Below are 14330 nucleotides of genomic sequence, written 5' to 3'. Positions count from 1 at the left end.
CGGGCCGCGCGCCCTGCCGCCCCGGACGGAGCGGAGGAGGAGGGCGCGGCGGCCCCCGAGGACGCGGCGGCCCCCGAGGGCTCCGCGGGTCCCGTCGCGGCGCAGGCCGTCATGGCGTCGCCCATCGCGCTCCCGGTCAGCCGGCCCAGCAGGGCGGCCCCGAGGGGGACCAGCCCGAGGCCGGCGAGCAGCCCTTCCGCGGGCACCAGCGCGGACCAGTGCCCGCCGCAGTCGGAGCAGCCGCGCGCGTGCCGGGCGATGCGCTTGCGCCACAGCGGGCCCGGCGCCCCGTCCCAGCCCCCGAGGACGCCGGTGAGCTCGGGGCAGCGCGGGGTCGTGGCGAGGGCGCGGACGACGACGCGGGCGGTCTCCAGCTGCGCCTTGGTGCGCTGGACGCGGACGGCGGTGTACTGCGGCGAGCGGCCCAGGGCCGCGGCGACCTCGGCGCGGTTCAGTTCGCCCGCGGCCTCCAGCCACCACAGCGACATGACGACCTGGTCCTCGCCGTCGAGCCAGCGCGTGGCCTCGGCGGCCTGCCTGCGCTGGCCCTGCAGGCCGAGGCGGAGGATCGACCACTCGACGAAGTCGGGCTCGGGGGCGGCGGCCTCGGCCATCTCCTGCGGGCCGCCGGCGGGGGCGTCCTTGCGGTCCCCCCGCTCCTTGCGCCAGTGGCTGCGGATCTGGTTCATCGTGATCGCGACGAGCCACGACCGGAAGCCCTCGGGGTCGCGCAGCCCGCCCAGGCCGCCGACCATCCGGATCATGGTCTCCTGCACGACGTCGTCGACGTCCGCGTGGCCGTTCAGGGCCCGGCCGACGATGTTGTAGACCAAGGGCAGGCATGCGGCGACCAGCTCGCCCTGCGCCGCGCGGTCCCCGCCGCGCGCCGCTTCGACCACACCGGCCGTGCTGTCCAAGTTCACGTTCCGCCCACCTCTTTCCGCTCCACCGCATCGGCGGTCTTACGCATGGGGAGACCGGGGGGCGCGCAGCGGATAACAGAAAAACCTTCGATTCGGCGGAATCTTTTTTGCCGGGGTGGGTATGAGGGGTGCTCACACCCGGGCGAGAGTCCGCCCCTTCGCCCCGTTCCGGGCCGTACGGCGCCGGTAGTAGGCGACGGTCACGGCCGCCAGGAGCGGCGGCCAGGCCAGCAGGGGGAGGTAGCAGGCGGCGAGGAGCGCGTCCTGCGCCGGGGTTCCCTGCCAGATGGCCTGATCCGGGTTCACGTAGGGGGCGCAGAAGAACCAGACGGCCAGGCCCGTCAACGCCGTCACGCCCAGCAGGGCCGGGACCACGGCCGCGAGCGGGCGCACCCGCCGGCCGCCCAGCAGGGGGATCCACCGCGGCACGACGTCGCCCCAGGACCGCACGAGTCCGAGCGTGAGCAGGGCGAGGGCCTCGGAGACCACGGTGAGCGAGAGGACGTACAGGTCTTCCCCGAAGGACACGTCGCCGTCGCGCGGGGCCACCGGCAGCCCGGCGACGAGTGCGATCCGCCACAGCCCCGACGGCAGGGTGACCAGGGGGACGGCGTGGGCCGCGAGGACGGCCCACCGGGGCACGCCGGGCAGGGCGTTCGTCTTCAGCATGGGATTCATGCTGGTGGCGGGGCCGGGTCCCCCGCGTCCGCCCGCGGGACGGACCGCCTCCGCCGCGCGGCGGAGGCCGGTTCATCCGCCGGAAGCACCGTCAGAAATCGCCGGGAGCGTCCTCCGCCGTGACGGCCACGAGTTCGACCTCGAAGCCGTCCTCGTTCTCCAGGTAGGCGGCGTAGTGGCCGACTCCGCCGGCGAAGGGGTGCGGGTCGGGGAACATCAGCCGCCAGCCGTGCGCGGGAGCCGCCTCCACGAGCGCGTCGACGGCCGCCCGGCCCTCCACGCGGAAGGCGACGTGGTTCATGCCCGGCCGGCACCGCTCGTGGGTGCCGGCCGTGAGCGCGGGCGACTGCTCGACAACGAGGTAGAAGGAGCCCCGCCGCCAGCTGCGGCCGTGCTCCCAGTGCTGGTGGGGCGTGCAGCCCAGGGCGCCGAGCAGCCAGCCGAAGCTCTTCTCGGCCCGCTGCAGGTCAGGCACCCACAGCTCCAGATGGTGCAGCACGCCCACGCCCCCGTTCAGCGGATCGGTACGTCCGAGATCGTACGGGCGATCACCAGCCGCTGAATCTCGCTCGTCCCCTCGAAGATCGTGTAGATCGCCGCGTCCCTGTGCATCCGCTCCACCGGGTACTCCCGCGTGTAGCCGTTCCCGCCGAGGATCTGCATCGCCTGGGCCGTGACGGCCTTCGCCGTCTCGCCCGCGAAGAGCTTGGACATCGACCCCTCCGCCGAGGTGAAGGGCTTGCCCGCGGTGGCCATCCAGGACGCGCGCCACACGAGCAGCCGGGCGGCGTCGATGCGGGTGCGCATGTCGGCGAGCTGGAAGGCGACGCCCTGGTTGTCGATGACGGGGCGGCCGAACTGGACGCGCGTCTGGGCGTAGTCGAGCGCCACCTCGTACGCGGCGCGGGCGATGCCGACGGCCTGGGCGCCGACGGTGGGCCGGGAGGCCTCGAACGTGGCCATGGCGGCGTTCTGCGTCCGGGCGCCGCCCGTGCGGGCGCGCTCGCGGGCGCGGGCCAGGCGCTCGTCCAGCTTGTCCTTGCCGCCGAGGAGGCAGTGGCCGGGGAGGCGCACGCCGTCGAGGACGACCTCGGCGGTGTGCGAGGCGCGGATGCCGTGCTTCTTGAACTTCTGGCCCTGGGAGAGCCCCGGCGTGCCCGGCGGGACGATGAAGGAAGCATGCCCGCGGGCGCCCAGCTCGGGGTCGACGACCGCGACGACGACGTGCACGTTCGCGATGCCGCCGTTGGTCGCCCAGGTCTTCGTCCCGTTGAGGACCCATTCGTCCTTGGCCTCGTCGTAGACGGCGCGGGTGCGCATGGCGGAGACGTCGGAGCCCGCGTCGGGCTCGGAGGAGCAGAAGGCGGCGATCTTCACGTCGGCGGCGTCGCCGTACATCTGCGGGAGCCAGGTGCCGATCTGTTCCTCGGTGCCGTTGGTGAGGACGCCGATGGCGGCGAGGCCGGTGCCCGTGATGGCGAGGCCGAGGCCGGCGTCGCCCCAGAAGAGCTCCTCCATGGCCATGGGGATGCCGAGGCCGGTGGGGTCGAAGAACTGCTGGGCGTAGAAGTCGAGGGAGTAGAGGCCGATGCGGGCCGCTTCCTGGACGACGGGCCAGGGGAACTCCTCGCGCTCGTCCCACTCGGCGGCGGCCGGGCGCATCACCTCGGCGGCGAAGCCGTGGATCCAGTCGCGCACCCCCCGCTGGTCCTCATTGAGCTCCATCGTGAACTCGGCCACACGGCCTCCCACCCTCGACACGGCGTTACTCGCAGTAACGCGAGTATGTTACCGACCGGTAGTAGTGTCAACCGTCCCGCCTCCCGGATTCGCTGGGTGGAGCGGGTGTTACGTTGCGCAGGCATCACGATTCACAGGGGCGGGGAGGCAGGTCATATGGAAACCAGTCAGCGGGAGGACCAGCAGCACGCGGCGGAGCGCCGCCGCCAGGAGCTGCTCGAGGCCGCGGACCGGGTGGTGCTGCGGGAGGGGCCGGGGGCCTCGATGAACGCGATCGCCGCCGAGGCGGGCATCACCAAGCCCATCCTCTACCGGCACTTCGGCGACAAGGGCGGCCTCTACCGCGCCCTGGCCGCCCGGCACACCGACGCGCTGCTCGTGGGGCTGCGGGCCGCGCTCGACGCCCCGGCCGAGCGCCGCGACCGCGTCGAGCGGACGCTGGACAACTACCTCGCGGCCATAGAGGCCCGGCCGCAGGTCTACCGCTTCCTGATGCATCCCGCCGACGAGGGCCAGCCCTCCGAGGGCGGCTTCGACGTGGGGCGGCACTCGGCGCCCCTGCTGCGGCGGATGGGCGAGGAGCTCGCCCAGGTCATATCCGAGCGCGTCGACCTGGGCCCGGACAGCGACGAGCTGTCGCGCGCCTGGGGCCACGGCATCGTGGGCATGATGCACGCCGCCGGCGACTGGTGGCTGCGCGAGCGCCCCTTCCCGCGCGAGCACCTCGTGCGCCACCTCGCGGACCTGCTGTGGGGCCGGCTCGCCTCCTCGGGCGACCTGCCGGGCGGCCCCGGCTTCTGAGCGGACCCGACTCCCGGGCGGACCTGGCTTCCGGAGCCGGCTCGGCTCCTGGGCGGACCCGGCTTCCGGAGCGGGCCCGGCTTCTCAAGCGCCTCGTTCCGCAGAGCGCGCCGCGGCCGGCCGCCCGTACGCCCTACGCCGTACGGGCCGGCTCCGGCAGCGCCTCCGTGCGCCCGGCCCACGGCGCGCGGCGTACGGCCCGCAGCGCTCGGCGGCGGCGCAGCCCCGTCACGTGGTCCAGGTAGAGCCCGCCGTCGAGGTGGTCGCACTCGTGCTGCAGGCACCGGGCGAAGAACCCGGTGCCGGCGACGCGCGCCCGCGAGCCGTCCAGGGTGAAGCCCTCGACGACGGCGTGGTCGAAGCGCGGCGTGCCCGCCTCGATGCCGGGGACGGACAGGCAGCCCTCCGGCCCGCGGACGGTGATCCCGTCGGCCTCGACGAGCCGGGGATTGACCAGGTGGCCCAGGTGGCGGCGGTCCTCGTCGTCCGGGCAGTCGTAGACGAAGACGCGCAGCGGGACGCCGATCTGGTTGGCGGCGAGGCCCACGCCGCCCGCCGCGTACATGGTCGCGAACATGTCCTCGACGAGCCGCGCGAGGTCGTCGCCGAAGTCCGTGACGTCTTCGCAGGGGGTGCCGAGCCCCGGGTCGCCGAGCAGCCGCATGGGCCGGACGCGTCCGGAAGAGCCGGGGATGGAGCCGTTTCGCATGCGCCAACCCTACGGTCAACCTCGCGCTACGTGGACGGCCGGTTCGGGCCTGCGGCCGGATCTCGATAGGCTGATCCCCGACCGGGCCTCCTGGCTGGCGATTCGGCGCGGAGGGGGCGTTCCACCACCGGCGGACCAGGGACGGGCACGGCGCCGGAACAAGGAGGATCTAGGACGATGGCAGGCAACTCGGGGCCACTGTCGCCGCGGGCCAAGCTGGCCGTGACGGCGGGCAAGGCGGCTGCGGCCGTGTCGCGGGCCGCGGGCCGCGGCAGCGGATCGGTGATCGGCGGCAAGGTCGCGCTCAAGCTCGACCCCGACCTGCTGGCCCGGCTGGCGACCCACCTGGACGTGGTCCTGGTGTCCGCCACCAACGGCAAGACGACCACGACCCGGCTGATCGCCGAGGCGCTGCGGGCCAGCGGCCCGGTGGTGTCCAACGCACTGGGCGCGAACATGCCCGCGGGCATCACCTCGGCGCTGGCGGGCGGCTCCGACGCGCGCTACGGCGTGATCGAGGTGGACGAGAAGTACCTGGCGGGTGTCGCCCGGGACGTCTCCCCCAAGGCCATAGCGCTGCTGAACCTCTCGCGCGACCAGCTCGACCGGGCCGCGGAGACGCGCATGCTCGCCGAGAAGTGGCGTGAGGGCCTGGCCGGCACCAAGGCAGTGATCATCGCGAACGCGGACGACCCGCTGATCGTGTGGGCCGCCTCCTCCTCGCCGAACGTGGTGTGGGTGGCGGCCGGCCAGGAGTGGAAGGACGACGCCTGGTCCTGCCCGTCGTGCGGCGGCGTGATGCAGCGCCCCGGCGACGACTGGTTCTGCGGCGAGTGCGGCTTCCGCCGGCCGACCCCGAGCTGGGCGCTGTCGGGCGACTACGTCCTCGACCCGCACGGCTCGGCGTGGCCGATCCACCTGCAGCTGCCGGGCCGGGCCAACAAGGCGAACGCCACCACCTCCGCGGCCGTCGCGGCCACCTTCGGCGTCCCGCCGCAGGTCGCGCTGGAGCGGATGTACCAGGTGCAGGCGGTCGCGGGCCGGTTCGACGTGGTGCAGTTCCTCGGCCGCGACATCCGGCTGCTGCTGGCCAAGAACCCGGCCGGCTGGCTGGAGACGTTCTCGCTGATCGACGGCCCGCCGGCGCCGGTGATCCTCGCGGTCAACGCCCGCGGGGCCGACGGCACCGACACCTCCTGGCTGTGGGACGTGGACTACCCGCGCCTCGCCGGCCACCCGATCTTCGTCATCGGCGACCGCAAGCTGGACCTGGCCGTCCGGCTGGAGGTCGCGGGCCTGGACTTCCGGGTCTGCGAGACCGTCGACGAGGCCGTGCAGCAGTGCCCGCCCGGCAAGATCGAGCTGATCGCCAACTACACGGCGTTCCAGGACGTCCGCCGCCGCGTCGGCAACTGACCCCGCCGAGACCAGACAGGATTGTGAGCATGAGCCAGAACAGCCTGCGTGTGGTGTGGGTCTACCCCGACCTGCTCAGCACCTACGGCGACCAGGGCAACGTCCTGGTCCTGGAGCGGCGGGCGCGGCAGCGCCGGCTGGACGTCCAGCGCGTGGACATCCGGTCGGACCAGCCCATCCCGACCTCCGGGGACATCTACCTGATCGGCGGCGGCGAGGACCGTCCGCAGCGGCTCGCGGCCGAGCGGCTGCGCCGCGACGGCGGCCTGAACCGGGCCGTCGCCAACGGCGCGATCGTCTTCTCGGTCTGCGCCGGGTACCAGATCCTGGGCCACGAGTTCATCAACGACCTGGGCCAGCGCGAGCAGGGCCTCGGCCTGCTCGACGTCATCAGCACCCGCGGCGAGGGCGAGCGCTGCGTCGGCGACGTCCTCGCGGACATCGACGAGCCGCTGGGCCTGCCGCCGCTGACGGGCTTCGAGAACCACCAGGGCATCACCCACCTCGGCCCGACGGCCCGCCCGTTCGCCCGCGTGCGCTACGGCAACGGCAACGGCACGGGCGACGGCTTCGAGGGCGCGTACAACGACACCGTCTTCGGTACGTACATGCACGGCCCGGTGATGGCCCGCAACCCGCACATCTCGGACATGCTGATCAAGCTGGCGCTCGACGTCAACGCCCTGCCGCCGGTCGACGACCGCTGGTACGAGGCGCTGCGCGCCGAGCGGATCGCCGCGGCGACCCAGTCGGCGTAGCCCTGCCGACCGCATGACGGACGGTCGCGTCCCCCGCCACCCATCGCGGTTAAGGTGGCGGGGACGCAACCGGACGACGGGGTCCGGTCCCCCGCCCTGTTGCGAAGGTTTCCCCCTGTCATGCGCATTGGTGTACTCACCTCCGGTGGCGACTGCCCCGGTCTGAACGCCGTCATCAGGTCCGTCGTGCACCGCGCGGTCGTCGACCACGGCGACGAGGTCATCGGCTTCCACGACGGCTGGAAGGGCCTCCTCGAAGGCGACCACCGCACCCTCGACCTGGACGCCGTGGCCGGCATCCTGGCCACCGGCGGCACGATCCTCGGCTCCTCCCGCGTCCAGCCCGCACAGCTGCGGGACGGCGTCGAGCGGGCCAAGGGCCACGTCGCCGACCTCGGCCTGGACGCCGTCATCCCGATCGGCGGCGAGGGCACGCTCAAGGCCGCCCGGCTGCTGTCGGACGCCGGCCTGCCGATCGTCGGCGTGCCCAAGACCATCGACAACGACATCGCCTCGACGGACGTCACGTTCGGCTTCGACACCGCCGTCGGCGTGGCCACCGAGGCCCTGGACCGGCTGAAGACCACCGCCGAGTCCCACCAGCGTGTGCTCATCGTCGAGGTGATGGGCCGGCACACCGGCTGGATCGCCCTGCACTCGGGCATGGCCGCCGGAGCCCACGCCATCGTCGTGCCCGAGCGGCCCTTCGACATCGACGAGCTCACCGAGGTCGTCGGCCGGCGCTTCGAGGCCGGCAAGCGCTTCGCGATCGTCGTCGTCGCCGAGGGCGCCAAGCCGCGCGAGGGCTCCATGGCCTTCGAGACCGGCGCCACGGACGTCTACGGGCACGAGCGGTTCGCCGGGGTGGCCCGGCAGCTCTCCGACGAGCTGGAGCGGCGCCTGGGCAAGGAGGCCCGCCCGGTCATCCTCGGCCACGTGCAGCGCGGCGGCACCCCGACCGCGTACGACCGCGTCCTCGCGACCCGCTTCGGCTGGCACGCCGTGGAGGCCGCGCACCGCGGGGACTTCGGCAAGATGACGGCCCTGCGCGGCACGGACATCACGCTGGTGCCCCTCGCCGAGGCCGTCGAGCGGCTCAAGACCGTGCCGCAGGAGCGGTACACCGAGGTCGAGTGCGTGCTGTGATCCACGCGCAGGAGGCGCCCCCGGCCGTGGTCACGGCCGGGGGCGCCTCTAGTCTGGTCCCGGCGCATTGGTGCGAAATGGGAGAGAGCGGATGGATCACAGCGGGCACGGCATGATGCACATGGACATGCCGCCGTTCACGCTGGAACGGGGGCTGCAGTTCAGCGGCGATCCGTTCTTCATGACCGGCTGTCTGCTGGCGCTGGCCCTCTACGGCTGGGCGGTGGTCCGGCTGCGGCGCCGCGGCGACGCCTGGCCGGTGGGACGGACCGTCGCGTTCGTCCTCGGCGTGCTGACCGTGTGGCTGGTGATGTGCACCAAGCTGAACGACTACGGCATGGTCATGTTTAGCGTGCACATGGTGCAGCACATGGTGATCAGCATGCTCTCGCCGATCCTGCTCCTGCTCGGTGCGCCGGTGACGCTGACGCTGCGGGCGCTGCCCGCGGCCGGGCGCGGCCGCCGGGGGCCGCGCGAGTGGCTGGTCTCGCTGCTCCACAGCCGCTACATGCGGGTCATCACGCACCCGGTGTTCACGATCCCGCTGTTCATCGCGAGCCTGTACGCGCTGTACTTCACGCCGCTCTTCGACTTCCTGATGGAGTCGAGGACGGGCCACATCGCGATGATGGTGCACTTCCTCGCCGTGGGCCTGGTGTTCTTCTGGCCGATCATGGGCGTGGACCCGGGCCCGCACCGGCCGGGCTACGTGATGCGGATGCTGGAGCTGTTCGCGGGCATGCCCTTCCACGCGTTCTTCGGCATCGCGCTGATGATGGCGTCGGAGCCGATGATCGGCACGTACATGCACCCGCCGGCCTCGCTGGGCATCGACGCGCTGGAGGACCAGCAGGCGGGCGGCGGCATCGCCTGGGCGTTCAGCGAGATCCCGTCGGTCGTGGTGCTGCTCGCGCTGGCCTACCAGTGGTACCGCTCCGAGCAGCGGCAGGCCCGGCGCTCGGACCGCGCCGCGGACCGCAACGGCGACAAGGAGCTGGAGGCGTACAACGCGTACCTCGCCTCGCTGCGCTCGCGGGAGACGTGAGGCGCGGGCGCACGCGGGAGGCGGGGCGCACGGGATCTGGCGGCAGGGGCCGCGGCCGGGAGACGATGGACTCCAGGCCGCGGCCCCTCGCGCGTCGGCGCGCTCCCGGGCCGCCGTGAGGAGGTGCGGGGATGACCGGATCGGCGAAGGCGATGGCGGGGCTGACGGTGGGGGGCCTCGTCGTGGTGACCGCGTATTCGGTGACGATCGGCAGCGACGGCTGGCTGTGGTTCGCGTGGGTGATGCTGTCGCTGCTGACGATCGGCACGCTCGTCGCCCGGGGGGCGTGAGCGGAGCGCCGTGAGACCAGGGCCGCGAGACCCGGGCCCGGGGGCTCAGAAGCGGAAGACGGGCCCGGTCGCCGCGTCGAGCGCGCAGGCGTTGGGGAAGGTCTTGTGCCAGACGAGGGGGCGGCCGTTCCACTCGCCCTCGGCGGTCGCGGTCACGGGGTCGTACTGGCGGGTGCACCGGTGCGCCGCGCCGGGCACCCGGCCCGGGTCGCCCTTCGCCTTGTTCAACGCCATGCACGCCTCGGCGGCGTGCGAGTGATGGCCGTCGGCGTCCGGGCAGCTCAGCTGCACCCCGCGGATCCAGGTGTTCTGCGCGCCGGAGACGGTCAGGAAGAGCTGCCCGTCGGTGCCGTCGGCGCGGCCGTGCCTGCCCGCCCCGCCCGGCCCGCCCCCCGCCGCGGCCTGCGGTGCGGCGAGGAGGAGGAGAGCGGCTGCGGCCGCCGAGGCGGCCGCGGCGGTACGGGGTAGGGACATCGGTGCCTCCTGGAGCGGGGTGCCCGGGTCAAGGCCATCGCGCGCGGACCGGGCCCGGCAAGCCGCCGCGCCGCACCGTCCCCCGGGCGGCGGCGGCCGGCCACCCGGCCGGCCGCGGGAGGAGTCACCCTACTGCGCCCCGGCGCACGAGGAGGACGACACGGCCGCCCCCGCCCCGGCCCGCACCGCCACCAGCCACTCCGCCCGCAACCGCTCGTAGGCCCTGCGCTCCTCACCGTTGAGCATCCGGCCGCGGCGCTCGGCCAGGAACGCACGGATCGCGTCGTTGATCTCCTCGGGCGACTGGGTGAGGTCCGGGTTGACGGGCATGTGCACAGGCTACGAGGGAACCGCACTCAAAACACCGAGAACCGTCGAGGTTCCCAGAATGCTCATCAAATGGTCATCCAGCCGAAAACCCTCCCGATCGCCCTGAACTGCGGCGACAACGCGAACGGCGCCCCGGTCCTGGAGGACCGGGGCGCCGTCGTGCGGTGCGGTGGTGCTACTTCGCCGCGGCGGCCTTCGGCGGCTCGGGGGTGGCGTGCGGGGCGCACGTCACGTCCTGGGCGTCGAGCTTGCCGTCGACGAGGTAGGCGTCGAGCCGGGCGTTGACGCAGGGGTTGGCCTCGCCCGTGACGCCGTGCGAGCCGGCGTCCTTCTCCGTGATCAGGCGGGAGCCCTTGAAGCGCTTGTGCAGCTCCACGGCGCCCTGGTACGGCGTCGCGGCGTCGCGCTCGCTCTGGATGATCAGGGTCTGCGGGAGGCCCTTGTGGGTCGTGACCTCGACGGGGTTGCCCTGGGGGGCCTTCCACGTGGCGCACGGCAGGTTCATCCACGCGTTGGCCCAGGTCATGAAGGGCGCCTGGCGGTGGATGCGGGTGTTGTCGCGGTCCCACTTGGCCCAGCTGGTGGGCCACTTGGTGTCCGCGCACTCGACCGCGGTGTAGACCGCGTTGCTGTTCTCCGCGGCGATGTTGCCCGCGGTGTTGGACAGGTCGGGGCCGGCGGCCTCGACGAGCGCCTTCTCGTCACCGGCGACGTACTTGCTCCAGGTCTCGGCGACCGGGACCCACGAGGTGTCGTAGTACGCGGCGCCCTGGAAAAAGCTGATCAGCTCGGCCGGGCCGACGACCCCGCCGATGGGCTTCGCCTTGGCGGACGCCCGCAGCTTCTCCCAGTTCTTCTGGACCTGGGCCTGCGTGGTGCCGAGGTGGAAGGCGTCGTCGTGCTTGGCGACCCACGTCTCCCAGTCCTTGAAGCGGGACTCGAAGGCGATGTCCTGCTCCAGGTTGGCCTGGTACCAGATGTTGTCCCGGTCCGGGTTGACGACGCTGTCGACGACCAGGCGGCGGACGTGGCCCGGGAACAGGGTGCCGTAGACGGCGCCGAGGTAGGTGCCGTAGGAGACGCCCAGGTAGTTGAGCTTCTTCTCGCCGAGGGCGGCCCGGACGACGTCGACGTCGCGCGCGGTGTTCGCCGTCGTCAGGTACGGCAGCAGCTTGCCGCTGCGCTCGGCACAGCCGTCGGCGTACTCGCGGGCCAGCTTGCGCTGGGCGCGCTTGTCGGCCTCGCTGTCCGGCACCGGGTCGGCCTTGGGGGCCGCGACGAACTTCTGCGGGTCGATGCAGGAGATCGGGGCGGAGTGGCCCACGCCTCGCGGGTCGAAGCCCACGAAGTCGTACGCCTTCGCGGTCTTGGCCCACAGCGGGGCCTTGGTGGTGATCCGGCGCGGGAACTTCATGCCGGAGCCGCCGGGGCCGCCCGGGTTGTAGAGGAGGGCGCCCTGGCGCTCGTCCGCGGTACCGGTGGAGCGGGCCCGGTCCACTGCGATCTTGATCGTGGGCCCGTCGGGCTTGGCGTAGTCGACGGGAACCGTGACGTAGCCGCACTGGATGGGCTTCTCCAGGCCCCAGGCGGCAGGACAGTCCTGCCACTTGATGCCCGTCTTGGCCGCGCGGTCGGCGGCCACCTTCGCGCCGCGGGCCTCGGCGGCCCCGCCCGGCACGCGCTCGCTCGCGCCGGCGGCCGGGGCGGTCAGGAACCCGGCCACCAGTGCGCCGGTCACCAGGGTGCCGGCCGCGCCGAGTATTGACGTGTGTCTCACGTAGGAATCCCCCTGCAAGGTACGCCGCTTGGGGCGGCGGAGATCGCAATGCTGCAAGGGGATCCTTTCGTCTCCTATCCCACAATGGACAGGTCGTACGAGTGTTCTTTACTAATCCGTAAGAATGACGAAACACAGCGCGCCACGAGTGACGCCTTTCGTCACTGCTGTACCGGATTATCCTTATCAGGTTGTATACCGAAATCCACCCCGGAGAGGCCGTTTTCGAGCAGCGTCCGGAGCTGCAGGCCGTCCGGCGCGACCGCGCTCACGACGGCGGCCGGTCCGGCCAGCGGGGCGACGACCGCCGTCGGCCCCAGGACCCGCGGCGCGGGCGGGCGCGCCGCGAAGGCCGGGTCCACGACGAGGAGTTGCCCGGCCGCCCGGTGGCCGCCCAGCACCGCCCCGCCGTCCCAGCCGGGCGCCCCCGGGCCGTACGACAGCTCCTGGTCGTAGAGCGGGCGCCCGCCGTGACGGGCGGTCAGGCGTGCGGTCAGCCGGCCGGGCGGCTCCCCCGCGCGCCCCAGGATCTGCTCCTCCCGGAACACCAGCCGGGCCGTCGGGGCGAGTTCGACGGTCGTCGTCATCCGCAGCTCGCCGCCGCGGGCCGAGATCAGCGGCTCGGGAAGCCAGTGCAGTACGGCGCCGTCGCCCACGCGGATGCGGACGTCGTACGTGGCCGGCGCGCCCGTACGGCCCGGCAGGGCGATGGTGGCGGCCGTGGTGCGGAAGTGCAGCGCCGCGCCGTCCCCCACCTCGGCGGAGAGCGCGAGGGCGTCGCCGCCCAGTGGTGCGCTCATCGCGCCCACCAGGCACACGCGCGCCTCGCGCCCCACCGGGCGCAGGCGCCGCAGCGCGAAGGGGCCGGCGCCGTCGAGGACCGGCAGCGCGGTGCCGCCCCTGCCGTCGGCCGCGGCGACGATCCTGGCCGAGGCCAGCAGGCCCGGCCCCGCCGGGGCGAGGGCCGTGGTCACGGCGCCGCGGTCCACGCGGCGAGCTGCGCGCGCACCCACGCCGTGACGGGCTCCACGCCGCCCTCGGTGACGAGGGAGGTGAAGACGGCGGGCAGCTCGCCGCGCTGCGCCTTCGCGTCGCGCGCCATGCCCTCCAGGTCGACGCCCACGTACGGGGCGAGGTCGGTCTTGTTGACGACGAGCAGGTCGGCCGTGGTGATGCCCGGGCCGCCCTTGCGGGGGATGTCGTCGCCGCCCGCGACGTCGATGACGAAGATCTGCGCGTCCACCAGTCCCTTCGAGAAGGTCGCGGTGAGGTTGTCACCGCCGGACTCGACCAGGACGAGGTCCAGCGGCCCTGCGGTCTCCTCCAGGTCCTCCACGGCCTCCAGGTTGGCGGAGATGTCGTCGCGGATGGCGGTGTGCGGGCAGGCCCCCGTCTCCACGGCGGTGATCCGCTCCGGCGGCAGGACGGCGTTGCGCAGCAGGAACTCCGCGTCCTCGCGGGTGTAGATGTCGTTGGTGACGACGGCGACGGACAGCTCGTCGCGCAGCGCGCGGCACAGGGCGGCGACCGTGGCCGTCTTCCCCGACCCGACGGGCCCCCCGAGCCCGATCCGCAGGGCACGGCGGGTGCCGTCGGGACGCACCGGGGAGGCGGCGCTGTAGGTGTGGCGGTGGGGGTAGGACTCGGGGTGGTCGAGGTGCATGGTCCCTCCGGGGGTTCGGTGGTCGAAAGGGTTCGGGTGGCTGCGGATGCCGCCGGGGCCTCGCCACGGTGGCTGATCGCCGTTGCGGCGAAGAGGTGTCCGCCGTACCGGCGGGCCTCCATGCCACGCCGCAGCGAAGAAGGAGCCCGCCGCGACGGCGGCGAGCCACCGCGGCGTGTGTCCGGCGGAATGGGCAGGCGCCGCGGGATGCGCGGCCGAGGCACGGGACGGACGGGCATCAGCTTGCGAAGAGGCGTACGGGCCAGGACGCGTGGAGTTCCGCCGTGATGTCGAGCAGGGGGGCCGCGGAGGCCGGCAGGGCGTCCGGGCCCTCCACCGCCGCCCGCGCCGCGGCCTCCGCCGCGCGCCCCGCGACGGCGTCCATCGCGGGTGCGAGCCGGGCCAGGACGGCCGTCGCGTCGAACGGGTCGAGGCTCAGCAGGCGTACGGCCGCGGTGGCCGGGCCGCTGACCGACTCGTAGACGGAGGCGTAGGCCGCGTCCAGCGGGCCCAGTCCGGCCGACCGGGCCACGAGGCCGAGGACGACCGGTTGGTGGGCGCCGCGCGGCCGGGCCGCGGC

At 73.4% G+C, this 14330-nt stretch carries 17 protein-coding genes; 6 read left to right on the top strand and 11 right to left on the bottom strand.

All coding sequences use genetic code 11. The features are described 5' to 3' along the window. The 4 genes from B7P34_RS31765 to B7P34_RS31750 all read right to left on the bottom strand — a co-directional run. Positions 1-923: RNA polymerase sigma factor (locus B7P34_RS31765; protein WP_146166985.1), on the bottom strand; the 923-nt coding region annotated here is incomplete at its 3' end. A 132-nt stretch (positions 924-1055) separates the two neighbouring features. After that, a complete protein-coding gene (locus B7P34_RS31760) occupies positions 1056-1592 on the bottom strand; it encodes a hypothetical protein (RefSeq protein WP_106681647.1) in 537 nt (178 codons plus the stop codon). A gap of 100 nt (positions 1593-1692) precedes the next feature. Continuing rightward, complete coding sequence (locus B7P34_RS31755) at positions 1693-2100, bottom strand: VOC family protein (RefSeq protein ID WP_106681649.1); 408 nt, start codon at positions 2098-2100, stop codon at positions 1693-1695. 14 nt (positions 2101-2114) lie between these two features. Then, a complete protein-coding gene (locus B7P34_RS31750; RefSeq protein ID WP_223268426.1) occupies positions 2115-3326 on the bottom strand; it encodes an acyl-CoA dehydrogenase family protein in 1212 nt (403 codons plus the stop codon). A 171-nt stretch (positions 3327-3497) separates the two neighbouring features. On the opposite strand from B7P34_RS31750, the gene B7P34_RS31745 reads away from it, so the two are divergent. Further along, positions 3498-4142, top strand: a complete 645-nt coding sequence (locus B7P34_RS31745; RefSeq protein ID WP_106681645.1) for a TetR family transcriptional regulator — start codon at positions 3498-3500, stop codon at positions 4140-4142. 133 nt (positions 4143-4275) lie between these two features. Here the strand turns inward: B7P34_RS31745 and def are convergent, their stop codons facing one another. Further along, a complete protein-coding gene (gene def, locus B7P34_RS31740; protein ID WP_106681644.1) occupies positions 4276-4851 on the bottom strand; it encodes a peptide deformylase in 576 nt (191 codons plus the stop codon). 177 nt (positions 4852-5028) lie between these two features. Here def and B7P34_RS31735 point away from each other — a divergent pair, with 177 nt between their 5' ends. The 5 genes from B7P34_RS31735 (at position 5029) to B7P34_RS37795 (ending at position 9506) form a co-directional block, all read left to right on the top strand. Then, positions 5029-6267, top strand: a complete 1239-nt coding sequence (locus B7P34_RS31735; protein ID WP_030364333.1) for a MurT ligase domain-containing protein — start codon at positions 5029-5031, stop codon at positions 6265-6267. A 23-nt stretch (positions 6268-6290) separates the two neighbouring features. Beyond that, complete coding sequence (locus B7P34_RS31730) at positions 6291-7025, top strand: type 1 glutamine amidotransferase (protein ID WP_435693990.1); 735 nt, start codon at positions 6291-6293, stop codon at positions 7023-7025. 120 nt (positions 7026-7145) lie between these two features. Continuing rightward, a complete protein-coding gene (locus B7P34_RS31725; RefSeq protein ID WP_106681643.1) occupies positions 7146-8171 on the top strand; it encodes a 6-phosphofructokinase in 1026 nt (341 codons plus the stop codon). A gap of 91 nt (positions 8172-8262) precedes the next feature. Next, complete coding sequence (locus tag B7P34_RS31720; protein WP_106681642.1) at positions 8263-9216, top strand: cytochrome c oxidase assembly protein; 954 nt, start codon at positions 8263-8265, stop codon at positions 9214-9216. Between the two features lie 131 nt (positions 9217-9347). Next, on the top strand, positions 9348-9506 hold the full coding sequence (locus B7P34_RS37795; protein ID WP_189383218.1) for a hypothetical protein: 159 nt from the start codon (positions 9348-9350) through the stop codon (positions 9504-9506). A gap of 45 nt (positions 9507-9551) precedes the next feature. Here B7P34_RS37795 and B7P34_RS31715 read toward each other — a convergent pair whose 3' ends face one another. The 6 genes from B7P34_RS31715 to B7P34_RS31690 form a co-directional block, all read right to left on the bottom strand. Continuing rightward, positions 9552-9980: an SSI family serine proteinase inhibitor gene (locus tag B7P34_RS31715; protein ID WP_106681641.1), complete on the bottom strand. Its 429-nt coding sequence runs from the start codon at positions 9978-9980 to the stop codon at positions 9552-9554. 129 nt (positions 9981-10109) lie between these two features. Beyond that, positions 10110-10310 (bottom strand): hypothetical protein, encoded by a 201-nt coding sequence (locus B7P34_RS31710; RefSeq protein ID WP_106681640.1) that lies wholly within the window; start codon positions 10308-10310, stop codon positions 10110-10112. 175 nt (positions 10311-10485) lie between these two features. Next, the gene (locus B7P34_RS31705; protein WP_106681639.1) at positions 10486-12087 is read right to left on the bottom strand and encodes an alpha/beta hydrolase; all 1602 of its coding nucleotides are present in this window, start codon (positions 12085-12087) and stop codon (positions 10486-10488) included. A 161-nt stretch (positions 12088-12248) separates the two neighbouring features. Then, positions 12249-13100, bottom strand: coding sequence for an urease accessory protein UreD (locus B7P34_RS31700; protein WP_223268425.1), 852 nt, complete (start codon positions 13098-13100; stop codon positions 12249-12251). Then, positions 13058-13750 (bottom strand): urease accessory protein UreG, encoded by a 693-nt coding sequence (ureG, locus tag B7P34_RS31695; RefSeq protein ID WP_106681638.1) that lies wholly within the window; start codon positions 13748-13750, stop codon positions 13058-13060. The genes B7P34_RS31700 and ureG overlap by 43 nt, the downstream gene beginning before the upstream one ends. 238 nt (positions 13751-13988) lie before the next feature. Beyond that, positions 13989-14330: urease accessory UreF family protein (locus B7P34_RS31690; RefSeq protein WP_286157531.1), on the bottom strand; the 342-nt coding region annotated here is incomplete at its 5' end.

Source organism: Streptosporangium nondiastaticum, from assembly GCF_003011965.1.
Lineage (GTDB): Bacteria > Actinomycetota > Actinomycetes > Streptomycetales > Streptomycetaceae > Streptomyces > Streptomyces nondiastaticus.
Note: the sequence above shows the minus strand (reverse complement) of the source record. Positions and strands in the feature narration are given on the sequence as shown.